This window comes from Corynebacterium massiliense DSM 45435, from assembly GCF_028609805.1.
Lineage (GTDB): Bacteria > Actinomycetota > Actinomycetes > Mycobacteriales > Mycobacteriaceae > Corynebacterium > Corynebacterium massiliense.
The window spans coordinates 1,279,371-1,305,025 of the sequence record NZ_CP063189.1; the positions used below are offsets into that span (position 1 = coordinate 1,279,371).

23 protein-coding genes are annotated in these 25,655 nt (G+C 63.7%); 14 read left to right on the top strand and 9 right to left on the bottom strand.

From position 1 onward, the window contains the following. Positions 1–19: 19 nt before the first annotated feature. The gene (locus CMASS_RS06060; protein WP_022862116.1) at positions 20–1,288 is read left to right on the top strand and encodes an HRDC domain-containing protein; all 1,269 of its coding nucleotides are present in this window, start codon (positions 20–22) and stop codon (positions 1,286–1,288) included. Here CMASS_RS06060 and dxs read toward each other — a convergent pair. The 5 genes from dxs to dut all read right to left on the bottom strand — a co-directional run bounded on the left by dxs (position 1,278) and on the right by dut (position 6,920). After that, positions 1,278–3,197: a 1-deoxy-D-xylulose-5-phosphate synthase gene (dxs, locus tag CMASS_RS06065; RefSeq protein ID WP_022862117.1), complete on the bottom strand. Its 1,920-nt coding sequence runs from the start codon at positions 3,195–3,197 to the stop codon at positions 1,278–1,280. The genes CMASS_RS06060 and dxs overlap by 11 nt on opposite strands. A gap of 169 nt (positions 3,198–3,366) precedes the next feature. Then, on the bottom strand, positions 3,367–4,659 hold the full coding sequence (locus tag CMASS_RS06070) for a class I SAM-dependent RNA methyltransferase (protein ID WP_022862118.1): 1,293 nt from the start codon (positions 4,657–4,659) through the stop codon (positions 3,367–3,369). Continuing rightward, a complete protein-coding gene (locus CMASS_RS06075) occupies positions 4,660–5,298 on the bottom strand; it encodes a DUF3159 domain-containing protein (protein WP_156831758.1) in 639 nt (212 codons plus the stop codon). It abuts the gene before it with no gap. A 63-nt stretch (positions 5,299–5,361) separates the two neighbouring features. Further along, positions 5,362–6,324 carry a DUF3710 domain-containing protein gene (locus tag CMASS_RS06080; RefSeq protein WP_022862120.1) on the bottom strand — a complete coding sequence of 321 codons (963 nt, stop codon included), beginning with the start codon at positions 6,322–6,324 and terminating at the stop codon, positions 5,362–5,364. A 131-nt stretch (positions 6,325–6,455) separates the two neighbouring features. Next, positions 6,456–6,920: a dUTP diphosphatase gene (gene dut, locus CMASS_RS06085; protein WP_022862121.1), complete on the bottom strand. Its 465-nt coding sequence runs from the start codon at positions 6,918–6,920 to the stop codon at positions 6,456–6,458. 172 nt (positions 6,921–7,092) lie between these two features. Here dut and CMASS_RS06090 point away from each other — a divergent pair, with 172 nt between their 5' ends. Next, positions 7,093–7,665 (top strand): DUF3093 domain-containing protein, encoded by a 573-nt coding sequence (locus CMASS_RS06090; protein ID WP_022862122.1) that lies wholly within the window; start codon positions 7,093–7,095, stop codon positions 7,663–7,665. A 45-nt stretch (positions 7,666–7,710) separates the two neighbouring features. On the opposite strand, the gene CMASS_RS06095 is transcribed toward CMASS_RS06090, so the two are convergent. After that, on the bottom strand, positions 7,711–8,001 hold the full coding sequence (locus CMASS_RS06095) for a DUF4193 domain-containing protein (RefSeq protein ID WP_022862123.1): 291 nt from the start codon (positions 7,999–8,001) through the stop codon (positions 7,711–7,713). Positions 8,002–8,159: 158 nt separating this feature from the next. Here CMASS_RS06095 and ppgK point away from each other — a divergent pair, with 158 nt between their 5' ends. Then, positions 8,160–9,041, top strand: coding sequence for a polyphosphate--glucose phosphotransferase (gene ppgK / locus CMASS_RS06100; protein WP_022862124.1), 882 nt, complete (start codon positions 8,160–8,162; stop codon positions 9,039–9,041). 163 nt (positions 9,042–9,204) lie between these two features. Then, positions 9,205–10,647 carry an RNA polymerase sigma factor gene (locus tag CMASS_RS06105; RefSeq protein WP_022862125.1) on the top strand — a complete coding sequence of 481 codons (1,443 nt, stop codon included), beginning with the start codon at positions 9,205–9,207 and terminating at the stop codon, positions 10,645–10,647. A gap of 106 nt (positions 10,648–10,753) precedes the next feature. Here CMASS_RS06105 and CMASS_RS06110 read toward each other — a convergent pair whose 3' ends face one another. From CMASS_RS06110 to CMASS_RS06120, 3 genes are all read right to left on the bottom strand, one after another. Next, complete coding sequence (locus CMASS_RS06110; protein WP_022862126.1) at positions 10,754–11,299, bottom strand: DUF4190 domain-containing protein; 546 nt, start codon at positions 11,297–11,299, stop codon at positions 10,754–10,756. A gap of 96 nt (positions 11,300–11,395) precedes the next feature. Further along, entirely contained in the window at positions 11,396–13,204 is a 1,809-nt protein-coding gene (locus tag CMASS_RS06115; protein WP_022862127.1) for a DEAD/DEAH box helicase, read from the bottom strand. Then, on the bottom strand, positions 13,201–13,443 hold the full coding sequence (locus CMASS_RS06120) for a DUF3039 domain-containing protein (protein ID WP_022862128.1): 243 nt from the start codon (positions 13,441–13,443) through the stop codon (positions 13,201–13,203). Before CMASS_RS06120 ends, CMASS_RS06115 begins: the two co-directional genes overlap by 4 nt. A 60-nt stretch (positions 13,444–13,503) precedes the next feature. Between CMASS_RS06120 and CMASS_RS06125 the strand changes: the two genes are divergently transcribed. The 10 genes from CMASS_RS06125 (at position 13,504) to CMASS_RS06170 (ending at position 25,654) form a co-directional block, all read left to right on the top strand. Then, the gene (locus tag CMASS_RS06125) at positions 13,504–14,067 is read left to right on the top strand and encodes a DUF3099 domain-containing protein (RefSeq protein WP_022862129.1); all 564 of its coding nucleotides are present in this window, start codon (positions 13,504–13,506) and stop codon (positions 14,065–14,067) included. A gap of 21 nt (positions 14,068–14,088) precedes the next feature. Then, a complete protein-coding gene (locus tag CMASS_RS06130; protein WP_022862130.1) occupies positions 14,089–15,714 on the top strand; it encodes a DUF7782 domain-containing protein in 1,626 nt (541 codons plus the stop codon). 17 nt (positions 15,715–15,731) lie between these two features. After that, positions 15,732–16,193: a D-aminoacyl-tRNA deacylase gene (gene dtd / locus CMASS_RS06135; protein ID WP_022862131.1), complete on the top strand. Its 462-nt coding sequence runs from the start codon at positions 15,732–15,734 to the stop codon at positions 16,191–16,193. A gap of 561 nt (positions 16,194–16,754) precedes the next feature. Beyond that, the gene (locus CMASS_RS06140) at positions 16,755–18,059 is read left to right on the top strand and encodes an SLC5/6 family protein (RefSeq protein ID WP_022862132.1); all 1,305 of its coding nucleotides are present in this window, start codon (positions 16,755–16,757) and stop codon (positions 18,057–18,059) included. 9 nt (positions 18,060–18,068) lie between these two features. After that, entirely contained in the window at positions 18,069–19,442 is a 1,374-nt protein-coding gene (locus CMASS_RS06145) for an L-serine ammonia-lyase (RefSeq protein WP_022862133.1), read from the top strand. 487 nt (positions 19,443–19,929) lie between these two features. Beyond that, positions 19,930–21,300, top strand: a complete 1,371-nt coding sequence (locus CMASS_RS06150) for an SLC5/6 family protein (protein WP_022862134.1) — start codon at positions 19,930–19,932, stop codon at positions 21,298–21,300. Between the two features lie 10 nt (positions 21,301–21,310). Continuing rightward, positions 21,311–22,684, top strand: a complete 1,374-nt coding sequence (locus tag CMASS_RS06155) for an L-serine ammonia-lyase (protein ID WP_022862135.1) — start codon at positions 21,311–21,313, stop codon at positions 22,682–22,684. A gap of 138 nt (positions 22,685–22,822) precedes the next feature. Further along, positions 22,823–23,626, top strand: a complete 804-nt coding sequence (locus CMASS_RS06160; RefSeq protein WP_022862136.1) for a helix-turn-helix transcriptional regulator — start codon at positions 22,823–22,825, stop codon at positions 23,624–23,626. A gap of 208 nt (positions 23,627–23,834) precedes the next feature. After that, positions 23,835–24,854, top strand: a complete 1,020-nt coding sequence (locus CMASS_RS06165; protein ID WP_022862137.1) for a sigma-70 family RNA polymerase sigma factor — start codon at positions 23,835–23,837, stop codon at positions 24,852–24,854. A gap of 116 nt (positions 24,855–24,970) precedes the next feature. After that, positions 24,971–25,654, top strand: coding sequence for an iron-dependent transcriptional repressor DtxR (locus CMASS_RS06170; RefSeq protein WP_022862138.1), 684 nt, complete (start codon positions 24,971–24,973; stop codon positions 25,652–25,654). The last annotated feature ends 1 nt before the right edge of the window (position 25,655 follow it).

Here is a 25,655-nt window from a genome sequence, read left to right on the forward strand (position 1 = left end):
GGCGGCTACGGTTTAGGGCATGACCGAGCTGCGCACTGAACCTTTGGACGGCATCCCCGCCGTCTTCGATACCCGCGACGGCCTTCACACCGCGGCCCGCACTCTTGCGGCCGGCCACGGGCCCATAGCCATCGACACCGAGCGCGCGTCCGCTTACCGCTACGACGACCGCGCTTTTCTCCTGCAATTGCGGCGCGCAGGCTCGGGCACTGTGCTCATCGACCCCGAAGGGCGCCGTGACGACGTCCGCAACCTCATCGGTCCAGTGGTCAACGGCGCAGATTGGGTACTCCACGCCGCCCCTTCCGATCTCCCGTCACTGGCCGGGGTCGGCCTCTACCCCGGCCGGTTATTCGATACCGAGCTCGCGGCTCGCATGGCCGGTTTCAGCCATCCGAATCTCGGCGCGATGGTGGAAGAGCTCCTCGGTGTGCAGCTGGAAAAAGGTTACGGGGACGCGGACTGGTCCACCCGCCCTCTCCCCCGCGAATGGCTGGCCTACGCCGCCTTGGACGTGGAGCTTCTCATCGAGCTCGCCGAGATCCTGCGCGACATCCTCGCCGAGCGTGATAAGTACGACTGGGCCCAGCAGGAATTCGCAGCCATCGCGCGCGCGCACGCCGACTCCACCGGCCTGCAGACCCCGTCCTGGCGAGACACGAAAGGCATCAAGACCCTCCGGCGAGCGGAACAACTCGCGGTGGCCCGCGCACTGTGGACCGCGCGCGACAAGTACAGCCGCGGCTGTGACCGCGCCCCCGGGAAGGTACTTCCCAATAAGGTGCTCATTGATATCGCGCGGCGCCTGCCCGCCACCCGCCGGGAGCTGGAGGGCATCAAGGGGTTTCCGCGACGCCGCCCCGGCGCCGCGGCGGCGTGGTTCCAGGTCATCCGCGAAGCGCGCGCCCTACCGCGCGACGAGTGGCCGCGTCCGCAACGCGCCGCCGCCCGCGTTCCTTCGAAGACGACGTGGGCGAAAGACCACCCCGACGAGTGGCTGGCGTATCAGGACGTCCGGGCGGACGTGGAGGAACTAGCCCGCGAGCTGGACATCGCCAAAGATACCGTCATCCGGCCTGCGGCCCTGCGCGCAGCTGTCTGGGCGGTGGTGGGCACGCCACCGCATGGCGCGGGCTCCGCAAGTCCCTCCATCGGCGGAACCGTCCGGCAGGTCGACGGGATCCCCGACGTCCTCGCGGCGGAGGGTGCGCGGCCCTGGCAGATCGAGCTGGTCACACCCGTCATCGCCCGCCGGTTGTTTGGGGACGCGGGAACGTCTACTCGGTAGCGTCGCCGGTGCGCAGGTTATCCGCCCACTCGCGCACCGAATTAGCGATGCCCTCTGGGGAGAGTCCGACATCGGCAAGCAGCTCGCCGCGGGAGGCGTGCTTCGGGAACACGCGGGGGAAGCCGAGGCGTCGCAGCGGGGTGTCTACCTCTGCGGCCGACAGCGCCTCTTCGATCATCGACCCAATCCCGCCGCGAACGATTCCGTCTTCGACGGTGACGACCACATCGTGGTCGTCGGCCAAGGCAATCAGTGACTGCGGCACTGGGGCGACCCAGCGCGGATCCACGACGGTGACGTTATAGCCCTCCGCCTCGAGAGTGCGGGCGGCCTCAAGGGACCGTGCGGACATCACGCCGATGGACACGATGAGGACGTCCGAGCCGACGCCCTCCTCGTCGGCGCTGACGTCGCTGTAATGCAGGACGTCGACGCCATCGCCCAGCTCTGCCACCGCCTCCATATCGGGCAGCAGGTTCCCCTTGGGGAAGCGCACGACAGTGGGCCCGTCTTCAACCTCGATGGCCTCGCGGAACAGTTCCCGCAGGCGCGCGCCGTCACGCGGGGCAGCCACCCGGACGCCAGGAACGAGCGACGTGATGGCCATGTCCCACACGCCGTTGTGGCTTGCGCCGTCAGAGCCCGTGACGCCGGCGCGGTCCAGCACGATGGTCACCGGCTGGCCCGTGAGGGCGACGTCCATCACCAGCTGGTCGAAACCGCGGTTCAGGAACGTCGAGTAAATGGCCACCACCGGGTGCATACCCTGCAAGGCCAGCCCCGCGGCCGAGGCCAGCGCGTGCTGCTCGGCGATGCCGACATCGAAAAAACGCTCGGGGAACTTCTCCGCAAACGGCGCGAGCCCCGTCGGCCCCGCCATCGCTGCCGTGATGGCCACAATGTCGTCGCGCTGTTCCGCCGCCGCGATGACCTCTTCCGAAAATGCCGCGGTCCAGCCGGGCTGGCTCTTGCCCTTAGGCACGCCGGTGACCGGATCGATGGCTCCGGTGGAGTGCATCTGATCCTTCGGCTCGTTGACCGCCGGGGCGAAGCCGTGCCCCTTCTCGGTGACCACGTGCACGAAGATCGGGCCGGAGTATTCGCGGGCGTAATTGAACGCGTAGACCAACGCGTCCAAGTCATGGCCGTTGATGGGGCCGATGTATTTCATCCCCAGCTCGGGGAACAGCTCGGTGGGCATGACAGAAGACTTCACGCCCTCCTTCATTGCGTGGAGCGCGTCGAAGGCGCGGTTGCCCACCCAGCCCATGGACTTCAGGGTCTTTTTCCCCTGCGCCATCAGCTCGTCGTAGCCGTGCTGCGCGCGAATGCGGCCCAGGTTATCCGCGATGCCGCCGATCGTCGGCGCGTAGCTACGGCCGTTGTCATTGACCACGATGACCGCGTTGCGGTCCTTGTCCGCCGCGATGTTGTTGAGGGCCTCCCAGCACATCCCGCCGGTCATCGCGCCGTCGCCGACAATGGCCACGGCGTTGCGGTCAGTGTGCCCCTGAATGGTGAAAGCCTTGGACATGCCGTCAATGACGGAGATTGCAGCAGACGCATGGGAGGACTCCGTCCAGTCGTGCTCGGATTCCTCGCGAGACGTATAGCCCGACAGTCCGCCCTTTTGCCGCAGACTGTCGAAGTCGCCGGCGCGCCCCGTCAGCATCTTGTGCACGTACGACTGGTGGGAGGTGTCGAAGACGATCGCATCCTCGGGGGATCGGAACACCCGGTGCAGGGCAATGGTGAGCTCCACGACGCCGAGGTTCGGGCCCAAGTGGCCGCCGGTGACGGACACTTTGTCGATGAGTCGCTGGCGGATCTCGTCCGCCAGTTGTGCCAGCTGCTTCTTGCTGAGCGCCTTTACGTCACGGGGAGAGTGGACAGAATCTAGCAGTCCCATTCGGCAGCGCCCTCTTTTCTTACGCTTCGCGGACAGAAAATTCTTCCTAGTCAGGCGGGAAAGGACGCGACGGCTCCCCATCCCCGCGGACTGGAAAGTGTCACATCTACATTACTCGGTAGGGTCACCGGGTTGGTAGCTCACCGTCCCCGCGGCGTGCACGGCGGTATTAATGCGGGCGCGGGGTGAGCAGCGCGAGCACCTCGAAGTGGTGCGTGCCGGGGAAGGCATTGACGAGCGTGAGCCGCTCGATGTGGAAGTTGTGCTCCGCCCAGTACTGCACGTCGCGGCTAAACGTCGCGGGATCGCAGCCGATGTGCACCACGCGGTTCGGCTCCGCCTGGGCGACGGATGCCACCACCTTTTGACCGGCGCCCACGCGGGGCGGATCGAGAACGACCGCGGAGGGAGATTCCAGCTGTTCGCAGGCTTCCTCCACGCGCTTGTTGATGACCTCGACGTCGAACTGCCGGAGGTCCGACTGGCGCCGTTTGGTCGCGGCGCGAGAATAATCCACCGACACGACCTTGCCCGGCTGGTTGTCGGTCCCCAACGCGTGGGCGATGGCGGGGACGAAAAGACCGACGCCGCCGTAAAGATCCCACCCCACCTGTTGGGAGGCGGTGGGCCGAGACATGTCCGCGCTGCCCGTGCTAGTCGGTTCGGTGAGCAGCTTTTCCACCAGCGTGGAATACGCCTCGGGGGCTGCGACGTGAGCCTGCCAAAAAGCCGTTGCGGGGAAGGTGTAGGTCAACCCGTGCACCTGTTCCACCACGTCCGCGGAGCCCTCGATGACGCTGCGGATGGTTTCCACGCGTTTGCCGCGCCCCTGCTTCTTAGACTCCACCACATGGCGCTCGCCCTCGCTATCCATGACGGCGATGACCTCCGCACCGGGGGTAAAACGCCGCGCGTCGGGGCCAACCAGCCCATCGACAAGCCCCGGCACCAGCTGGGTGCATGCCACGTCGGTGACCAGCTCGTGGGAACCGCGCACGCGGGTGCCAGCACGCCCTTCCGCATCCACGCCCAAGCGCACGCGGGTGCGCCACCCGCGCGCCGGCGCGAGGTTAACCGTGTCCACCTCGGGCAGGACGTCCACGTGGGCCACGCGGCGCAGCTGGTCGAGCAACACATCCTTCTTCAATTCCGCTTCGCGGGCCGGATCGACCGCGGCGAAATCGCAACACCCCGCACCGCGGTCGGCTGCCGGGCACGCGCTGGCAACGCGGTACTGCCCTGCCTCGCGAACCTCGACGGCTTGGGCGCGGAGGAACTTCTTTTTGGCCTTTTCTACCGCGGCCAAGACGGTATCGCCCGGGAAGGCGCCGGCAACGAAAACCACGCGCCCATCCGGTGCGGTGGCAATGCCCTCACCGCCGTGGGCCATGCGATCAATAGTGAGCTCGAGACGGTCACCTTCGCTCACGGCTCCGGAAGTATTCTGCGACGGGTTGTTCACTTATCCCATCCTCTTTTCTTCTCGTATCGAGTAGTTGGTGCGGGAGCGAGCGACGCTGTCCTCCTCACCGCGGGCATCAACGGCCGCTTGAGCGCGCTTGGCCATCCAGATGGTGACAATCACGGCAACAGCCGTCAGCGGCCAGCCCATAAGAATTCGGGCGATGCCCAAATCCGCAGTCCCGGCCTGGTTGTACAGGGCGTGCTGGACAAAGAAGCGGGCGAAAAACATCACGGCCCAGCACGCAGTGGCCACCGCATAGGCCCGGCGCGCCCCCGTAACCTGCCGCCACTGCATTCCGTCGCCGTTGACGCCTTTCCACACCACGCCGACGAGCGGCCAGCGCACCAGGATGGAAAGCACCGCGGCGACACCGAAGACGAGGGACATCCAAATGCCGTAGAGGAAGTAGCCTTTGGCGTCCCCGGTTGCCCACGCGATGCCGGCGCAGATAGCTACGCCGATAAACGCGGAAATGGCCGGTTGCAGGTTCTCCTTGCGGGCAATGCGCCACACGAGGATCGCCACCGCTACGACGAGCGCAGCGATGAGCGCGGATCCCAGGCCTTTCCAGCTGTTAACGGGAACCAAGACGAGGACCGGCAGCGTGGCGGATACCAATCCGGATACCCCGCCCATTTGTTCCAGCAGGGTCGGTTCATCCTGCCCGGTCGGCAATTTCTGCCCACCTGTTTCTGCCACCTAGTTCTCCTTGCCTGTCTCGGCCTCGCCGTTCGCGCTGGTGCTGTCGGACCCGCCGAGGTCGCGCAGGTGCTGGCGGGCTTCTTCTTCCGCTTCTGTGCGCGGCTTTCCGGCCTCAGCAGTGTTCGCCGGCTGGGGGTTCTTGGCCTGCTCCTTGCGCTGACGCATGGCGTCCTGCAGCTGCGAGACCAGTTGCGGCGGCATGACGACCTGGAGAGCGTTGCCGGCCAGCACGGGGTCGTTGCCGCGGTAGACGAAGGTGCGGGCAGCCACCTCTCGAGCCAGCTGCGCGAGCTTGTCCTCGCGGCCTTTGGGGGCGGCCATCGTAAAGCGCAGCATCCAACGCGGACCATCGATGCCGATGATGCGAATCTGGCCGTTGTCGTTTTCGCCGACAACTTCGCTGCCCCACGGGCCGTCTTCCAAGCGGGTGGTGAGGCCATCGTTGCTCATGCCTTCGATGAGCTCCTGGCCGGCCTCGGACCACTGGCTTTGCGAACGCGGTGCAGCGAAGGCGACCGGGGTGATGCGACCAAACCGCGTGACGATGTGGAGCATCTTCGGCCCCTGCTCGCCCATTTCCACCTGCACCTGGGAGTCTTCGGGCAGGTTGATTTTCATCGAGCTCAGATCGAGCACGCCGACGGAAAAGTCGGAAAAGTCGAAGGAGTCGATGTCCACGCTGTCGCCGTCGAACGGTCCCGCGGCACCGTCCACGCTGTCGTGCGGCTTGCTGACCACCTGCGGTGCCGTCGCATCGGTCTCGTCGTGCGCTGCTACCGCGTCCGCAGTCGTATCGGACACGTCGGCCGCCGGAGCCGCCGCGTTGCCCGTGGCCGCTGCGTTGTCGCTGGCCGCCGATGCCGAATCGGGCTCAGCAGCCGTCGGCTCCCCGGCGTTTTGTTGCGAGTCTTCCGTATCGGCGTTGTCTTTTTTGTTCTTGCCAAAAGGCCAGATACCCATCTATCGCTCCTCTAATCTGCTTCCAGCTTGGTTTCCGCTAAAGATGTGCCGTCTTTTCGGCCACTGTATCGGCGCGGGGCGGGGCGTACATCCGCGGTGATGTTCGCACCTCAGCGCGCCTCCGCCAGGTTTTAGACCCCGGTGGAGCCGTAGCCGCCTGCGCCGCGTTCGGTGTCATCGAGGGATTCCACCTCGGTAAAGCTGGCCAACTCCACGCGTTGCACCAAAAGTTGAGCGATGCGCATCCCCGGTTCGATATCTACTGGGGTGGTGGGATCCAGATTCACCAGGCATACCTTGAGTTCGCCGCGGTAATCCGCGTCAATGGTGCCCGGGGTGTTGACGATGGACAGCCCCTGCTTGGCGGCGAGCCCGGACCGTGGGTGGATGAGTCCGACGGTGCCAGCAGGCAGGGCCAAGGCGATGCCCGTGCCTACCAATGCACGCTCACCGGGGGCGAGGTGCACCTTTTCCACGGAGTACAGGTCAGCGCCGGCATCGGTGGCATGAGCCCGCGTGGGAAGCACGGCATCTGGGCTAAGCCGGCGGACCGAGATCTCTAATGCGCGTTCGTCGTCGTAGTCTGCTCGATTCACAGGGTTACCTTACCGCGCGGTGTAGGAGACTTCAGCCCGGTGGCCGGTTGCGCGCGGCTCTCCTGCCCAGCCTGGATCCCGCCCTGGAGGTCTCAGACGGCCGCTTCGGGCGATCGGCGTGTACTCGGTTAGGATCTAGTTCCACTACACCGAGCAAGATGGAGGTCTCCTCGTGGCTGGGCAACAACACTCTGCACCGCAGGCCGAGAAACCCGAACCGGGCGCCCCGAGCCAGGAAGTAGCCGCTTCCCGCGTCATTTACCGCGAGCGCCAGTGGGTCCCGTGGTACTTCTGGGTCCTGGGGTTTGCGGTCGCGGGCATCACGGCGGCCACGGTGGGGCTTAACCGGCCGACCATCTGGTTCACCGCCACGTTGGTTGTCCTGGCCGTGATCGTCGCGTGGTCACTCATCGCGTGGTCGTCGACCACTGTGAAAGTCACCGAGGATCCGGACGGCTCACGCTGGCTGGAGGTCAAGGGCGCGCAGCTTCCTAACGATGTAATGGCACGCTCGCTTGCCGTACCCAAGTCGGCGAAGCGCAATGCGCTCGGCCCCCAGCTCGACCCGGCGGCGTTCGTGGTAACTCACGGGTGGATCGACGAACACGTCATGCTCGTGCTCGATGATCCGGAAGACCCCACTCCGTACTGGCTGGTGTGCACCAGCCACCCCCGGCGTCTACTGGAGCGGTTCGTCCCCGAACAGGCCGAGGCCGCCACCCGCGGTATCCGCCCGCAGAACTAAAATGCATCGGCTAAAACCGGCAGATCGTCGGCTATAGGCGCGCCGCTACGCGCAGTCGAGGCAGATGGGCTGGCCGTCTTCCTCGTGGGAGAAGCGCTTGTTGGATTGCACGAGGAAGCAGGAGGCGCACGTAAACTCGTTCTTCTGGCGCGGCACGACCTCCACGTTTAATTCCTCACCGGAGAGATCGACCTGCGGCGGCTGGAAGGCCTCGACGATCTCGCCGTCTTCGTCCATACCGTTGCTCTCGGTTTCCGCGGCCTTGAGGCCCTCGAGGGAATCGGTCTCTACTTCTTCTTCCGCGCTGCGGCGCGGTGCGTCGTAATCAGTCGCCATAATGAGCTCCTTTTGACTGCTCGCTAGGTAGTTCGTGCGGTTTATGGTCGCGCATACTAAAGGAGAAATCCCGCTCTGTCACACTGACCGAAAAATTCAGGTCACCGGGGGTAACCCCTTCGCGAACCCGGGGCGGTGACACGCCTAAGATGTCCGCCATGAACTCGGCATCCCTTCGCTCTTCCCGCCGCCCCGAGCCCTGCCCTGACCGCCACTGCGACAGTGCGCCCGACTCACCGCAGGCCGGCGCCGAGCCGGGTGCCGCCGAGCCGGGTGCTGCCGAACAGCCCGCCGTGGCCCTCGGTATCGATGTCGGCGGTTCCGCCATCAAGGCGGGCTTAGTAGACACGGACACCGGGCAAGTCGTCGACGGATCGCTGACTACCCGCACACCTGCGTCCACCCGGCCGGCGGACATCGCTGCCGCGGTGGCCGAGACAGCACGCGCGCTGGACTGGCGGGGCGAGCTTGGCGTGACCCTCCCCGCGGTTGTCTCCGGCGACATCGTGGGTTCCGCCGCCAATATTGACCCGTCGTGGGTGGGGGTCAACGCGCGCGAGCTGTTCACCGAGGCCGTTCCCGAGGCTGCGGCGGTGACCGTACTCAACGACGCGGATGCCGCGGGCCTAGCCGAGGTAGCGTTCGGCGATGAACGAGCCCGGTCCGGAGCCGTCATCTTCCTCACCCTGGGAACGGGGATTGGGTCCGCCATGCTTGTCGATGGCGCCCTCTTCCCCAACAGCGAGCTCGGGCACTTGCTTGTCGATGACTCTGAAGCCGAGCACCTCGCCGCCGCCCGGTGGAAGAACGAGAAGGGGTGGTCGTACGAGCAATGGGTGCACCAGCTCAACCGGGTGCTGGCCGAATACGCCAAGCTGTTTAGCCCCGACCTGTTCATCCTGGGCGGTGGCATCTCCGCGGACTTTGCCGAGTGGGAAGGCTACCTCGACGTCAATGTTCCAGTTGCAGCCGCGCGTTTGCGCAACCAGGCGGGCATCGTAGGCGCCGCACTGGCGGCCACCGACACCGCGCATTCGTAAACCCCCTTTTGCGCGAGGTAAAAATGTGCTAAGGAACACCGCGCCCCAATGGCACGGGGCCGGGTGCTGATCCTCTATACTGGGCGCTCGATTGTGCGTTGCCGGCCGTAACCATCGACCGGCAGCGATTGTCCATCCGTAGTTGCGAGGCGAAAGGGCGTACGTGGCAGCCACTGAATCTGAATCTTCAGACAAGTCACTCGACGAGGGCGCTAAGGAGTCTGCTCCTGCGGAAAAGAAGTCCGCGAAAAAGACTGCGAAGAAGTCGGCCCGCAAGTCGACGAGGAAATCCTCGGCGAAGAAGTCGACCAAGAAGACCGCCAAGAAGAGCGCGCGGAAGTCAACTAAGAAGACGACGAAGAAGTCGGCAAAGAAGACGACCCGCAAGTCGGCGGCGAAAAAGGACACCGCTCCGGCAACCTCCGAAGAGGAGCTGCAGGACGAGGACCAGGAAGGCTCCGAGGACTCCGAGGCGGATATCGACGATCTGGATGGTCGTCTGGAAGACGACGATCCAGACGCCGATGATCTCGACGCCGAGCTCGAGGAGGAAGAGGCCTCCGCGGACGACGATGCCGACGAGGAAGAAGAGGAAGAAGGCTCGTCCATCTGGGACGAGGAGGAGTCCGCTGCGCTGCGTCAGGCTCGCAAGGACGCGCAGCTGACCGCTTCTGCCGACTCGGTGCGCGCCTACCTCAAGCAGATCGGCAAGGTCGCGCTGCTCAACGCTGAGCAGGAGGTGTCGTTGGCCAAGCGCATCGAGGCCGGCCTGTACGCGCAGCACCGCCTGGATGAGATGAAGAAGGCTCTCGACGGCGGTGACAAGGACGCCAAGTTCTCCCCTGCCGTCAAGCGCGACCTGCGTTCCATCGCTCGCGATGGCCGCAAGGCGAAGAACCACCTCCTCGAGGCGAACCTGCGACTGGTCGTGTCACTGGCTAAGCGCTACACCGGCCGCGGCATGGCCTTCCTCGATCTCATCCAGGAAGGCAACCTCGGTCTTATCCGCGCAGTGGAGAAGTTCGACTACACCAAGGGCTACAAGTTCTCCACCTACGCCACGTGGTGGATCCGCCAGGCGATCACGCGCGCGATGGCTGATCAGGCCCGCACCATCCGTATCCCAGTCCACATGGTGGAGGTCATCAACAAGCTGGGCCGCATCCAGCGCGAACTCCTGCAGGACTTGGGTCGCGAGCCCACCCCGCTGGAGCTGGCAAAGGAAATGGACGTGACCGAGGAAAAGGTCATGGAAATCCAGCAGTACGCGCGCGAGCCGATTTCGCTGGATCAGACCATTGGTGACGAGGGCGATAGCCAGCTCGGTGACTTTATCGAGGACTCGGAGGCCGTCGTGGCCGTCGATGCCGTGTCCTTCACCTTGCTGCAGGACCAGCTCCAGGACGTGCTGACCACCCTGTCCGAGCGCGAGGCCGGCGTGGTGCGCCTCCGCTTCGGACTGACCGACGGTATGCCGCGCACTTTAGACGAAATCGGCCAGGTCTACGGCGTGACTCGGGAGCGCATCCGCCAGATCGAGTCCAAGACCATGTCGAAGCTGCGCCACCCGTCGCGCTCGCAGGTGCTGCGCGACTACTTGGACTAGCCTCGCCCCCACGAGCGCGAAAAGCCCCGCTGGACAGCCGACCTACAACGGCCGCTCCAGCGGGGCTTTAAACTATTAAACCCAGCGCGCGTGCGCTAGAAGGTTACTACTTGCCCTTCACGTCCTGCAGGCACTGCTTGATTGCTTCCTGCCCGTCTTGGTTCATGCACTGCTGAACCTCAGGATCCTGGGAAAGCGCGATCAACGCCAATGCGCCAAAAACAAGTAGACCCAAGGACACGACGCCGAGGACGATGCCCAGGATGGACATCCAGGTGCGGCGTGTCTCGCTCGGGCGCTTGCGGTTTTTCACCAACGCCACGATGCCCATGATGATGGCTACGGGGGCAAGGATCCACGCGATAAGCTGCACGAGCGGCACGACCAATCCGACCAGGGACACGGCGCCGAGAATAAGCGTCCAGAGCGCCAGCTTGCTCGGTTCCTGCGCGGTCCCCACGTACGGCGGCTCTCCGGCAGCCGGGCCGTTGACGTGGTCTACGTAGTGCCCACCGGCCGCAGCGGAATCCTGGCCAGCAGCCGGCTCAGACGCCGGAGAAGAGTACGGATTCGCTTCGTGTGCACCGGGCGCGGCCTCGTCGTGTCCGTACGTCGGCAGATCGCTTCCCTGCGGGTCACGCGGCGTAGTCATAAACCTACAACCCAACCTTTCGTTCCTAGAGTTTTCAGCACGGTTCGGTGAACTGCTGAATGCGTGAGCGTTCTACCACACTGTACGTGAAGACTCTTACCAAGCTCGCAGGTACTTAATGCGGTCACGTAGTTGATCCGCGCTACACAAAGCCGTGGGCGGCCCACCGCACGCCTTGCGCGCCTCCGTGTGGATAGCCCCGTGCGGGCGGCCGGTGCGCTGCGCGGTGATGGAGACAATCTTGTTGAGTTGGCTGCGCAATTCCGGGATCTGTTGGCTGGCCACGCTATCGTCAGCTTCCCCCGCAGCGCCGGCTCCCGAACCCGCACCGTTTCCGATACTTGCTCCACTCCCGGCGCGGCGTCCAGCCTCTGGGCCGTGCAGCTTCTCCCGTTCTTTAGCCGCGGCCTTTTCGGCCCGTTCGGCGCGCTCGGCAGCCTCGCGGGCGTCCATTTCTTCCGACTGCTTTTTGCGCAGCAGATCTTTCACCTGGTCAGCATCCAACAGTCCCGGGATGCCAAGGAAGTCCGCTTCCTCATCGGTGCTGTCGAAGGCCGCGGTGTTGAACGAGGAGCCGTCGTAGATGAGCGAGGAGAACTCCGCGTCGGCGCCGATCGACTCGTACGGCTTGATGTCGTCGGGCTCGGTTTCTTCCTTGTTGGCCTGGCGCACGGATTCTTCGTCCCAGCCGTCGCTTTCCCGGTCGGGCTTGCCCAACACGTGGTCGCGGGACTTTTCCATGTTTTCCGCCAACCCCAGCAGGGTGGGCACCGAGGGCAAGAAGACCGACGCCGTCTCCCCCGGCATGCGCGAGCGGACGAAACGCCCGATCGCCTGGGCGAAAAACAGCGGCGTGGACGCCGAGGTGGCGTACACACCCACCGCGAGCCGCGGGACGTCGACGCCCTCCGAGACCATGCGGACCGCAACCATCCACTCGTCGGTGGAGGCGGAAAACTCCTCGATGCGCTCCGAGGAGCCGGGCTCGTCGGACAAGATCACGGACACCGGGGTGGACGAGAGCTTTTCCAGGATCTTCGCGTAAGCACGCGCGGTCTTGGTGTCGGTGGCGATGACGAGCCCGCCGGCATCCGGCATGTTGCGACGGATTTGCTTGAGGCGCGTGTGGGCTGCCTGCAGCACCGCGGCGATCCACTCGCCCTTGGGGTCAAGCGCCGTCTTCCACGCCCGGGCTGTCTGCTCGGCGGTGAGCGCCTCGCCCAGGCGGGCGGAAAACTCCTCGCCGGCGGATGTGCGCCAGCGCGCCTCCCCCGAGTACGCCAGGAAGACCACGGGGCGCACGACGCCATCGGCAAGCGCGTCGCCGTAGTTATAGGCGTGATCCGACTGGGACACCAAGTGACCGTCGCCGTCTTCGGTGTAGCGCACGAAGGGAATTGGCGAATCGTCGGAACGGAATGGCGTGCCCGTGAGCGCCAAGCGGTGGTTGACATCGTCGTAGGCCTCTTTAACGCCATCGCCCCAGCTCTTGGCGTCACCGGCGTGGTGGATCTCGTCCAGGATGACCAGGGTCCGCCGGCTGGAGGCCACCGCGCGGTGCTTGAACGGGTGCATGCCCACCTGGGCGTAGGTCACCACGATGCCGTCGTAGGCGGGGTTGACCGCAGAGGCATTGGTGAACTCTGGGTCGAGGGAGACCCCCACGCGGGCAGCGGCGGCCGCCCACTGGTTCTTCAGGTGCTCCGTGGGTACGACGACGATGACCCGCTCCACCGTGCGATCGGTCAAAAGCTCGGTGGCGACGCGGAGGGCAAACGTGGTCTTACCCGCGCCCGGGGTCGCCACCGCCATGAAGTCGCGCGGCTTTCGGGCGAGAAATTTATCCAGTGCAGAGCGCTGCCACGCACGCAGCTGGCCGCTGGTGTTATACGTCCGCTGACTCACTTGCGACGCAGACCCTTAAAGATCCGCTCGCAGTCCGGGCACACCGGCGATCCCGGCTTTGCCTGTTTGGTCACCGGGAAGGTCTCCCCACACAGCGCAACGACCATTTTCCCGCTCACGGCGGACTCCACAATCTGGTCCTTTTTCACGTAGTGGAAGTACTTGGGGGTGTCGTTATCGGTGGTGGACGTGTCTTCCCGGACGTCCGGCCGTTCGATAGTCTGCGTCGAAGTACTCACGCGGACTATCTTGCCGTATCCCTGTCTGGATTGGCGAGTCACGGTCTATCGTGGGAACGCATGAACGCCGATAGCACCGAGGACGGACGCGCAGACGCTACTCGCGCCACCCCAGAAATGGGCAATGCGGCCTCCCGTCGACGGGCCTCGTCCCGCCCGCGGTTCCTCCGCGGCAGGCGGGGGGCGGCGGAGCTCATCACAGACGCGGAGACCGCTCCCGGCGACAACCGGCGCCGCCGGGAAATCACCTACTCCGTCCTGCAATTTCTCCGCATCCCGGCACTACTCGCCGCGTTCTACCTGATGTACACGCACCACGCGTGGGTTCTTGCGGCCATCGTGTGCGCGGTAACCATCCCCCTCCCGTGGATCGCGGTGGTCATCGCCAACGAAACGCGGGAGAAAAAGGACAAGCGCGAGCGCAACGTTTATAAGCCCGCGATGGTGCGTGAGGCCCGGGCCCAGGCCCAGCGTGCCCAGATGGACACGCATTCCCTCGGGACCAGTTCCGCCTCCCCGGCGCGCGGCCAGCTAAACTCCGCTCCTCCGACCATCGATCACCGCGACGATCCTCCGCACGAAGGCCCTCCGCGCGGTAGCACTACTTCGCACGGCGACGCGTAGATAAGGAAGGTAGCAATCACCATGGAGCCCACCTCCTCCCCCAACGAGTACGGGTTCGGCCAGCCGCTGAACCCGGAGCACCCCGTCTCCGAGTGCGCGCCGGCGCTGATAGAGCTTTTCCAACGCCAGGGGTTGACGGCCGCGGGCCTTGCCGGCCACCTGGGGCCGGCCGCCACGAACGCGCTCTACCGCGGGGTGCCCGCAGCGGTGCGCCACGCTTTAGGCACCGCAGACATCGACGTCCTTATCCGCGCGTTTTTGCTTCACGATGCCGTGCCGCGTTCCTGTTTCGAACGCACCGTGGGTACGTCGCTCACGCAGGTGCTTATCGATGCCCGCGTGGCTACCACCACGGATACCGGCGCCGTCCGCGTCGTCATAGACATTCGCCCGCACACGATTGACGGCCGGTACCGCTGGGTCTTTTCCGACGTCGACGCTTCCTTGGTGGATCATGTCCCCGGCCGCGACCACGTCTTGGGCGTTGGGGCAGCAAGCTTGTCCCTTCTGCGGTCGACCCCTACTACCCCGGTGGAGTCCTTGTTGGACCTCGGCACCGGATCCGGCGTGCAGTTGCTGGGGCAGCTCGGTTCCGCGGCAAGTGTGACCGGCACCGACATTCACCCGCGAGCTCTGGACTTCGCCCGTGCGACCGTGGCTGGCGCGACCGTGGCCGGCGCGACCGTGGCTGGCGCGACCACAGCTGACGGGGCCACAGATGACACTCCTGGGCCGCAGGTGGAGTTGCTCACCGGACCGTGGTTTGAGCCGGTGTCGGGCCGCACCTTCGACCGGGTGACGGCGAACCCGCCGTTCGTCGTGGGCCCGCCGGAAGTCGATCACATTTACCGTGACTCCGGGCTCGCGTTAGACGGGGCGACCCAAAAGGTGGCCTCCGAGGTCGTCGACTACCTCGCCCCACACGGCACGGCCCATCTGCTGGGCGCGTGGGTACACACTGCCGAAGGCGGATCCTGGCGCCAGCGCGTCGCGTCGTGGTTGCCTTCCACCGGGGTGACTGCCTGGGTTATGCAACGCGATGTCGCAGATCCCGCCCATTACGTCGCGACCTGGCTCGAGGACGAGTCCCTCGATCCGCGCTCGGCGGCCGGGCAGGAAAGGACCGCGCGCTGGTTGCAGTACTTCGCAGACAACGACGTGACCGGAATCGGCTTCGGGTTCATCGCCATTCAGCGCATCGGGGACGACGAGCCGTCCGATATCCTCGCCGAAGAAATGGAGCAGCCTTTCCACGGTTCTTTGGGCCCAGAGGTCGAAGAGTACTTCGCCCGCGCCGAATGGCTCCGCGGGAAAGACCGCAACGACCTGAGCGACTGCCAGTTTTTAGTTCGCCCGAGCGCGGCCCTCGAGCAGGTGTCCCTGCCAGATGCGGAGTCTCGCCAGGGGTTTGCTCCCGCGGTGTGGCGTCTTACCCGCACGGACGGGCCACGGTGGTCCCACGACATCGACAAGCACTTGGCCAGCCTGCTCGCGGGCTTAAACCCGCAGGGTCTCGGGCTGGGTGAGACCGCCGAGCTCTATGCCTTCGCCCAGGGGCTCGACGCGGAGGAGCTCGTCGATTCGGCCGTTTCTGCTGCAGTTGACCTCATCCGCCACGGCTTCCTTATCCCCACCGATCTGTTGTAACCGAGAGGATTTTTGCCATGAAAGCTGCCCTGACCCGCGTTTCTTCCGCCAGCGTCACGGTCGACGACGAGGTCGTTGGTTCATTGTCCGCACCGGAGACTGGCGGCATCCTCGCTCTTGTCGGCGTGTCCCGCGAGGATGTCGCTCCTGCAGCGTCGGAGAAGGATACCGCCGAAAAAGTGGCCAAGATGGCGCGCAAGATCGCGGAACTGCGCATCCTGGACGGCGAACGCAGCGTCTCTGAGGCCGCGGCACCCGTGCTGGTGGTCAGCCAGTTCACCCTCTACGGGCGGACCGCCAAAGGCCGCCGCCCGTCTTGGTCGGATGCGGCACCGGGCGACGTGGCCGAGCCGCTCATCCAGGGCATTATCGATGACCTTCGTTCCCGGGGCATCGCGGTAGAAACCGGCCGATTCGGCGCAATGATGAAGGTCAGCTCTGTCAACGAGGGCCCCTTTACGGTGCTAGTGGAAGCCTGAGCTTCTCCGCCACTCTTCCCGCTCCCCGTCCACCGCTGTCACAGGACGGGGATACTTTTATGCCTTCACCCTGCGATGAAAGAAATAGACTGTGCGTTATATAACAAACATCCCGTAATGGTGACGAGTTAAACACCAAAGCGTAGAAAACACAAGTTTTGGTGGTGTGATAATAATCGTGCCATCAATGCGATAATTCTTTATCGCGAAGTGGGTTCGCCTGTCTAGCATGAGACGTGCAGCCGAAGAAAAGGGCTAAAGACCTGGGTACACAGCATCCAGGACGAGCGCGAGTTGGCGGTGCATGGAATTTATCAGCCACGCCGATCGAGCCAGAGCCCGAACGCTTCGGACCGTCTCGATTGACAGGTAAAGCACATGACCCAATCCATCTCTCATCCCCGGAAATCCCCACCACTCCACGCGGGACATCCGGAAAACGACCTCCCGACATTCACCTCCCACCCGGAAATGGCGGGTACCGACACTGGACCAGGTGCCGACAATGGATCCGGCGCCCCCGCTCCTACCGCTCCCGCTTCCACCGCTCCCGCGGTCGCCATGAACGGCGGGAAGGCGGCGCCGCACGCCGGCAGCACCACGCCGCCCAAGTGGCACAAGAGCGACACGCGGTGGACCCTTTCGCTTTTCGGCACAGCTATCGGCGCCGGCGTACTGTTCCTGCCCATCAATGCAGGAATCGGCGGCATCATCCCGCTGCTCATCATGAGCGTGCTGGCGCTGCCGCTGGCGTTCTTCGCCCACCGAGGGCTCGCGCGAGTAGTCCTTTCCGCGAAGAACGCAGACGAGGATCTCACGCAGGCGGCAGAAGAACACTTCGGCCCCAAGGGCGGAATGATCGTCACGATCCTCTACTTCCTGGCCGTCTACCCCATTTTGCCGGTCTACGCGACGACGCTGACTAACGAGGCGAACAACTTCATCATCAACCGCCTCGGCATGACCCCGCCCGCACGCTGGCTACTGTCACTGCTGCTCGTCGGCGGTCTCATCCTCGTCGTGCGCATGGGGCAGGACATCATCGTGCGCGTGATGTCGGTCCTCGTATACCCGTTCATCGCGGTGCTCATCGTTCTCTCGCTCTACCTCGTACCGAAGTGGAACACCGCCCTGTTCGACACGTTCGATGTCAACGTTGCCCGCGAGGCCTCCGGCCACGGCATCGTCACCTCGATTCTCCTGCTCATCCCGGTCATCGTCTTCTCTTTCAACCACTCGCCGATTATCTCCTCCTTCGCCATGGACCGGCGCCAGGAATACGGCAAGTGGGCAGATAAGCGGACTAGCCAAATCCTGTTCCGGGCGGAGACCCTCATGGTGGTCGTCGTGATGTTCTTCGTGTTCTCCTGCGCACTGAGCCTGTCCCCGCAAGATATGGCAGATGCGAAGGCGCAAAACATCACCATCCTCGGATACTTGGCCAACCACTACGACGTCGCGTTCATTCGCTGGGTCGCCCCGATTGTCGCCATCGTCTCCATCATGAAGTCCTTCCTCGGCCACTACCTCGGCGCCGCCGAAGGATTCGAAGGCCTCGTGGTCAAGGCCGCCAACGCTGGTGGCAAAAACAGCGTGTACCGCAGCAAGCGGTTGACCATGTTCACGCTCATCTTCATGCTGCTGAGCGCCTGGCTCGTCGCGTGGGCCAACCCGTCCATCCTGGGCATGATTGAGACCCTCTGCGGCCCAACGATCGCCATCATCCTGCTGCTCGTGCCGATGTGGGCAATCCACAAGGCCCCAGCCCTCGAAAAGTACCGCGGCAAGGCCTCCAACTACTTCGTATTCATCATGGGCCTGCTCGCAGTCGGAACCATCATCTTCTCCATCATCACGAACCTCTAAGGAGGAATCATGTTCATCAGCCTTTTCGACATGTTCAAAATCGGCATCGGGCCGTCCAGTTCCCACACTCTGGGGCCAATGAAGGCCGGCCTCCAGTTCGTCGAGCTACTCAAGGAAAAGGGCCTCTTCGACCGCGTCACCCGCGTGCAGGCCAATGTCTACGGTTCGCTGTCCCTGACCGGCATCGGTCACTCCACCGACAAGGCCATCGTCCTGGGTCTTTCCGGCGAGCACCCGGAAACCGTGGACATCGACGGCATCGGTGAGTTCATGAAGAACGTCCGGGAGACCGAAAAACTCATGCTCGGCGGCACCCGGAAGGTCGACTTCCCGAAGGAAGGCGGTCTGTTCTTCCACAACGAGTTCTTGCCGATGCACGAAAACGGCATGTGCCTCGTGGCATTCGACGGCGACGAGGACATCCTCCACAAGACGTACTACTCGACCGGTGGCGGCTTCATCGTCGACCAGGAAAACTTCGCGAAAAAGACCGAGGACACCGTCTCTGTCCCCTACGCTTTCGCCAGCGCCGAAGAGATGCTCGCGCTGTGCGATGACAACGACCTGACGCTGCCTGAACTGGCGATGGCCAATGAATTGGCACTGCGCTCCAAGGAAGAGATCATGGAGCACCTGCGCAAGGTCCGCGATGTCATGTTCACCGGCATCGAGCGCGGCTCGTCGAAAACCGGCATCCTCCCCGGAGCCCTTCTGGTTCCCCGGCGCGCCGGGGCGCTGCGCAAACGCCTCGAAGCGTCCGAGAAGTCGGACGCACTCAACACACTGAACTGGGTGAATATGTTCGCCATCGCGGTCTCGGAAGAAAACTCTGTATGCGGCCGCGTGGTCACGGCTCCCACCAACGGCGCGTGTGGCGTGCTGCCCGCGGTCATCGCCTACTACGACAAGTTCGTCGAGCCGGTGACTGAGGACATGTTCGCGGACTACGTCATGGCCTGCAACCAGATTGGCGCGCTGTACAAGATGAACGCGTCCATCTCTGGCGCCGAGGTCGGCTGCCAGGGCGAGGTCGGTGTGGCCTGCTCCATGGCCGCCGGCGGCCTAGCGCAGCTCATGGGCGGCACCCCGAAGCAGGTGTGCAGCGCCGCGGAAATCGCCATGGAACACAAGCTCGGCCTCACCTGCGACCCGGTTCTCGGCGAGGTGCAGATCCCGTGCATCGAACGAAACGCGGTGGCCTCCGTCGATGCCATCAACAGCGCGTCGATGGCCCTGGAACGCGAAAGCGAGCCGGTAGTCACTCTCGACAACGTCATTTGGACGATGTACCAAACCGGCAAGGACATCAACGCGAAATACCGCGAGACGTCCCAAGGCGGCCTAGCCAAGATCGTCCAGCCGCGCATCCCGGTCTGCGGCTAAGACCCCACTGGCCCCAAACCGGTCCACACACACACCCCACTGGCCGCACACGCTGCACCTCGCCCCGGCCCACAGAGGCCGCCTCGGGGAGGCAGAGTGTGCGGTCTCTTCGCATCTAACGAGTGCACGTGGCGCACCCAACGCGGCGCGCCTTCCTCCGCGAAATATCGTTTGAGCTGGGCAGAGCATCCAGTATGTGCGTTATATTACGCAACACGGGCGCGTGTGGCATAGCGAACACGTTGATGGCCAAAAAGCAAATTGACGCGGTGTGATAATTTACGTGCCATTTCAGCGATAAATTATTATCGGTCACCCCGGGCAGCGGACTACCATAGGAATCACAGCCGGAGATAAGGGCTAAACCCGCACTGGCCAGCACTGGTCCAAGCGGGTGCGAGATGGCACTGCAGTTTAATTCTCAAGCGCCAATCGAGCTGATAGCCCGTCCCACTTCGGACCACTTCGATTGACGCAAGGGGAGAAAATGTCTCAATCAACTGCCCGTCCCCAGCGTGACTCGGCCGCCGCGCCCAGCCACCCGGACACCCCTTCCTCCGCCAACGCTGGAGCTTCCACCACTGCGTCTGGAAAGCCCCCGGCATGGCAAAAGAGCGACACCCTCTGGACGCTGTCCCTCTTCGGCACCGCCATCGGCGCCGGCGTGCTGTTCCTGCCCATTAACGCGGGCATCGGCGGCATCATCCCGCTGCTTCTCATGACGGTCATCGCCCTGCCCATGGCCTTCTTCTCGCACCGCGGGCTCACCCGCTTCGTCCTGTCGGGCAAGAAAGCCGACGCGGATCTCACCCAGACCGCGGAGGAGCACTTCGGTCCCAAGGCCGGCATGTTCATGACCGTTCTGTACTTCCTGGCGGTCTACCCCATCCTCTTGGTCTACGCGGTGACGCTGACCAACGAGGTCACCAACTTCCTGGAGAACCGCCTGGGTGTCACGCCCCCGCCGCGGTGGCTACTGTCCCTCCTGCTGGTCGGCGGCATCATCCTGATTGTCCGCATGGGCCAAGACGTTATCGTCCGCGTGATGTCCACGCTGGTGTACCCGTTTATTGCGGTGCTCCTCATCCTCTCGCTGTACCTGGTTCCGAAGTGGAACACCGCCCTGTTCGACTCCTTTGACCTAAACGTCGCCCGCGAGGCGTCCGGCCACGGCATCGTCACCTCGATTCTGCTGCTCATCCCGGTCATCGTCTTCTCCTTCAACCACTCGCCCATCATTTCCTCCTTCGCGGTGGACCGCCACCAGGAGTACGGCAAATGGGCCGATAAGAAGACCAGCCAGATTCTGTTCCGCGCAGAACTTCTCATGGTCATCGTGGTCATGTTCTTCGTGTTCTCCTGCGCACTGAGCCTGTCCCCGCAGGACATGGCTGAGGCGAAGCACCAGAACATCACCATCCTCGGCTACCTGGCCAACCACTACGATGTCGCCTTCATTCGCTGGGTCGCCCCGATTGTCGCCATCGTCGCCGTGACGAAGTCCTTCCTCGGCCACTACCTGGGCGCTGCCGAGGGCTTCGAGGGCATGGTGGTCAAGGCCGCCAACGCCACCGGTAACAACAGCGTGTACCGCAACCGGCGCCTGGCCACCTTCACCCTCCTGTTCATGCTCCTCACCTCGTGGCTCGTCGCCTGGGCCAACCCGTCCATCCTGGGCATGATTGAGACCCTGTGCGGACCAATCGTCGCCATCCTGCTGTTCCTCATGCCGATGTGGGCCATCCACACTGTTCCGGCACTGAAGAAGTACCGCGGCAAGGCCTCCAACTACTTCGTGTTCATCATGGGCCTGCTCGCAGTCGCCACCATCATCTTCTCCATCGTTCAGGCTTTCTAGGAGTACCAAGATGTTCATCAGCATCTTCGACATGTTCAAAATCGGCATCGGGCCGTCCAGCTCCCACACTCTGGGGCCGATGAAGGCTGGCAAGCAGTTTGTCGACCTCCTCAAAGAAAAGGGCCTTTTCGACCAGGTCACCCGTGTCCAGGCCAACGTTTACGGCTCGCTGTCTCTGACCGGCATCGGCCACTCCACCGACAAGGCCATCCTGCTCGGCTTGGCAGGCGAAGAACCCGAAACCGTAGACATCGACGGCATCGGCGCTTTCATGGCCAAGGTGAAAGACACGGAGAAGCTCATGCTCGGCCGCACCCGGGAGGTCGACTTCCCGAAGGAAGGCGGGTTCTTCTTCCACGACGAGTACCTGCCGATGCACGAAAACGGCATGTGCCTCATCGCCTTCGACGGCGATAAGGACATCCTCCACAAGACGTACTACTCCATCGGCGGCGGCTTCATCGTCGACCAGGAAAACTTCGCCAAGAAGACCGAGGAAGACGTCACCGTCCCCTACGCCTTCGCCAGCGCCGAGGAGATGCTCGCGCTGTGCGATGAGCACGACATCTCCCTGCCGCAGATGGCCATGGCCAACGAGCTTGCTCTGCGCAGCGAGGAAGAAGTGCACGAACACCTGCGCAAGGTTCGCGATGTCATGTTCACTGGCATCGAGCGCGGCTCGCACACCGACGGCCCGCTGCCGGGTGCACTTTTGGTACCGCGCCGCGCAGCGGCCCTGCGCAAGCGCCTCGAGGCGACGGATAAGGCCGACACGCTCAACACATTGAGCTGGGTCAACATGTTCGCGCTGTCCATCTCGGAAGAAAACGCCTCGTGCGGCCGCGTGGTTACCGCTCCGACGAACGGCGCCTGCGGCGTCGTGCCCGCGGTCATCGCCTACTACGACAAGTTCGTCGAGCCGGTCACTGACGAGATGTTCTCGGACTACATCTTCGCCTGCAACCAGGTCGCCGCACTGTACAAGATGAATGCGTCCATCTCTGGCGCCGAGGTCGGCTGCCAGGGCGAGGTCGGCGTTGCCTGTTCCATGGCCGCCGGCGGCCTGGCGCAGCTCATGGGCGCTACTTCGAAGCAGGTGTGCAGCGCTGCGGAGATCGCCATGGAACACAAGCTCGGCCTCACCTGCGACCCCGTCCTCGGCCAGGTCCAGGTTCCGTGCATTGAGCGCAACGCGGTGGCGTCCGTGGACGCCATCAACAGCGCATCGATGGCGCTGGAACGCGAAAGCGAGCCGGTCGTCTCCTTGGACAACGTCATCTGGACGATGTACAAGACCGGTAAGGACATGAACGCCAAGTACCGCGAGACGTCCCAAGGCGGGCTGGCCAAGATTGTGCAGCCCAACATCCCGGTCTGCGGTTAAGTTCAGGGCACGGAGCCGAATTGGCCTCCCTCCCAGCTGATGCGAAGGGCGCCGCCGAGTACTCGGTTGGCGCCCTCTCGTGTCCCCGCGGGTTCTTTTACCCCCACCTCCCCATCTCGAAGATTTCGGAGTCTTTCCATGCTCCAGCTCATCAATAGTGATGCAGATTCTTTAACGTACGATTCCAACGGCGTAGAGCAGTACATCCCCCTCGTCGAGTTCCTCGGCCAAGCAATGGGCCCCAATGCCGAGATTGTCCTGCACGACCTCGATGTCCCCGACAAGTCGATCATCGCCATCGCCAACGGCCACATCTCCGGCCGCCAGGTCGGCGGCCCCGTCACCGATTTCGCGCTCTGGTTTATGAAACAAGGCGACGCCTCGAAGGTGCCCATGATGACCGGGTACCGCGCGGTCAACGCGGAAGGACGTATCTGCCGTTCCTCGAGCTATTTCATCCGCGACGAGGACCGCGATATGCGCGGGATGTTGTGCATCAACGTCGACATCACCGACCTGGTATCCATCCGCGATGCCGCGAGCCTTCTTATCGATGGCACGGACCGCGCCCCCGACAAGTCGCTCGCCCACTTCGCCACCCACACATCGTCAAGCACGGCACCGGCAGCGGCGACGGCAACGGCGCCGGATACGCGCACGGCAGCGGACGCCCCGGCCGACCACCCGCACGGCGACTCTGAGGTCGTGACTGAAAGTCTCCGGTCGAACGTGCAGAACCTTCTTGGTTCCATGCTCGATACGGCTTTATCCAAGCACGACGTCGACATCGACCACATGCGTCGCGATGACCGCGTGGAGGTCGTTCGCCTGCTCGAAGAAGCGGGGTTCTTCCTGTTGAAGGGAGGTATCAACGCGGCCGCGGAACGACTTGGGGTCTCGGAACCGACCATTTACCGGTACCTCGTACAAGTGCGCGAATAAATATTTCGCCATCTGTGAAAAAATTCGCGTATAGTGGACAAACGAAGTCTTTCCGGCCTTGCCGCCCCCTTGGCCGTGAGATGGAGCACTATTCCCCCACACTCTAGGGTGAGTTGGGGAAATAGGAGACGGTGCCGCGACAAACGGGAACTAAACCGCCCGCGATGCCGTTGTATGAGTGTAAATGGCGACTTTTTAGGAGGCTAGGATGAGTACTTCACCCGAAAAGGATTCATCGTCCCAGCACGCCGACAACATCTCACCGGAAGACGGCCAGGAAGTCGATCGCGGTTCCCGGCGCAACCAGACGAACGATAACCCGTCCGCTGACCTGGTACGCGTCTACCTCAACGGTATTGGCCGCACCGCCTTACTGTCCGCGGACGAAGAGGTCGAACTCGCACAGCGCATCGAGGTGGGCTTGTACGCGCAGTACAAGCTCAACCACGCCGAGAAGGTCACCCGCGCCGAAAAGCGCGACCTGAAGATTCTGGCGAAGGAAGGCAAGAAGGCCCGCTCGCACCTCCTCGAGGCGAACCTGCGCTTGGTGGTCTCGCTGGCCAAGCGCTACACCGGCCGCGGAATGCCGCTTCTGGATCTCATCCAGGAAGGCAACCTGGGTCTTATTCGCGCCATGGAGAAATTCGACTACGCCAAGGGCTTTAAGTTCTCCACCTACGCCACCTGGTGGATCCGGCAGGCAATCACGCGCGGTATGGCTGACCAGTCGCGCACCATCCGCCTCCCCGTCCATTTGGTGGAGCAGGTCAACAAGCTCTCTCGCATCAAGCGGGAGATGTACCAGTCCCTCGGCCGCGAGGCGACGAACGAGGAACTGTCTGACGAGTCGGGCATCGAAGAGTCGAAGATCGAAATGCTGTTACGCCAGTCCCGCGACCCGGTCTCGCTCGACATGCCGGTCGGCGCGGACGAGGAGGCACCGTTGGGTGACTTCATCGAGGACGCCGAGGCCACGGATGCGGAAACCGCCGTCGTCGCCTCAATGCGCCACTCGGATATCAAGGACGTCATCGGCTCGCTCGAGCAGCGCGAACAGGATGTCATCCGGCTGCGGTACGGGCTTGACGATGGCGTGCCGCGCACCCTCGACCAGATTGGCCGCAAGTTCGGCTTGTCGCGCGAGCGCGTGCGCCAGATAGAGCGCGAGGTCATGGCCAAGCTGCGCGACGGCAACCGTGCTGACCGGCTGCGCGAGTACGCGCAGTAGTTTTAATTTCACCGCCGCCCGCCATGGCCTCGGACGCGGAAAATAAGCTAACGTAGGTAGGCACGCCTAAGTTGCGGAATTTGAGTAACACGAAGCTCTGAGAAAGGGTTCGCCACGTGAAGGATTTGGTCGACACCACGGAGATGTACCTCCGCACGATTTTCGAACTCGAAGAGGAAGGAATCGTGCCGCTGCGCGCTCGCATCGCCGAGCGCCTCGACCAATCTGGACCAACCGTCTCGCAAACCGTCGCTCGCATGGAGCGCGACGGTCTATTGCACGTCCGCCCGGATCGCAGCCTCGAGCTGACCGCTGAGGGCCGCAAGCTGGCCACCGCCGTGATGCGCAAGCACCGCTTGGCAGAGCGCCTGCTTACCGACGTGCTCGGCCTCGATATCCACCGCGTGCACGATGAAGCCTGCCGGTGGGAACACGTGATGAGCGAAGAGGTCGAACGCTGCATGGTCTCCGTTTTGGACGACCCGTCCCGCTCCCCCTTTGGCAATCCCATTCCGGGTCTAGACCAGCTCGGCGTGAAGGAACCCGCCGCGGAGTTCGCGACGCGCATCACCGATCTGCCGCGCGATACGGAGATTCCGGCAAAGATCACCCAGATCAACGAGATCCTCCAGGCAGACGGCGGGCAGTTCCGCGAGCTGGAGGACGCCGGGATTGGTGTCAATCAGGACGTCACCGTCCTCGTCACCCGGGACGCAGTGAAGGTCACCACCGCCTCGGACGAGACGGTAGAGCTCCCCGAAGAGCTGGCGCACGCAATCCGCGTCGTGCCGAAGAACTAAC

Bases quoted from the DNA above. Each gene is read 5' to 3' on its own strand.
- CMASS_RS06060 (WP_022862116.1), top strand. From the start codon at position 20: ATGACCGAGCTGCGCACTGAACCTTTGGACGGCATCCCCGCCGTCTTC.
- dxs (WP_022862117.1), bottom strand. From the start codon at position 3,197: ATGGGACTGCTAGATTCTGTCCACTCTCCCCGTGACGTAAAGGCGCTC.
- CMASS_RS06075 (WP_156831758.1), bottom strand. From the start codon at position 5,298: ATGGGCGGGGTATCCGGATTGGTATCCGCCACGCTGCCGGTCCTCGTC.
- CMASS_RS06080 (WP_022862120.1), bottom strand. From the start codon at position 6,324: ATGGGTATCTGGCCTTTTGGCAAGAACAAAAAAGACAACGCCGATACG.
- CMASS_RS06095 (WP_022862123.1), bottom strand. From the start codon at position 8,001: ATGGCGACTGATTACGACGCACCGCGCCGCAGCGCGGAAGAAGAAGTA.
- ppgK (WP_022862124.1), top strand. From the start codon at position 8,160: ATGAACTCGGCATCCCTTCGCTCTTCCCGCCGCCCCGAGCCCTGCCCT.
- CMASS_RS06110 (WP_022862126.1), bottom strand. From the start codon at position 11,299: ATGACTACGCCGCGTGACCCGCAGGGAAGCGATCTGCCGACGTACGGA.
- CMASS_RS06125 (WP_022862129.1), top strand. From the start codon at position 13,504: ATGAACGCCGATAGCACCGAGGACGGACGCGCAGACGCTACTCGCGCC.
- CMASS_RS06130 (WP_022862130.1), top strand. From the start codon at position 14,089: ATGGAGCCCACCTCCTCCCCCAACGAGTACGGGTTCGGCCAGCCGCTG.
- dtd (WP_022862131.1), top strand. From the start codon at position 15,732: ATGAAAGCTGCCCTGACCCGCGTTTCTTCCGCCAGCGTCACGGTCGAC.
- CMASS_RS06140 (WP_022862132.1), top strand. From the start codon at position 16,755: ATGAACGGCGGGAAGGCGGCGCCGCACGCCGGCAGCACCACGCCGCCC.
- CMASS_RS06145 (WP_022862133.1), top strand. From the start codon at position 18,069: ATGTTCATCAGCCTTTTCGACATGTTCAAAATCGGCATCGGGCCGTCC.
- CMASS_RS06150 (WP_022862134.1), top strand. From the start codon at position 19,930: ATGTCTCAATCAACTGCCCGTCCCCAGCGTGACTCGGCCGCCGCGCCC.
- CMASS_RS06155 (WP_022862135.1), top strand. From the start codon at position 21,311: ATGTTCATCAGCATCTTCGACATGTTCAAAATCGGCATCGGGCCGTCC.
- CMASS_RS06160 (WP_022862136.1), top strand. From the start codon at position 22,823: ATGCTCCAGCTCATCAATAGTGATGCAGATTCTTTAACGTACGATTCC.
- CMASS_RS06165 (WP_022862137.1), top strand. From the start codon at position 23,835: ATGAGTACTTCACCCGAAAAGGATTCATCGTCCCAGCACGCCGACAAC.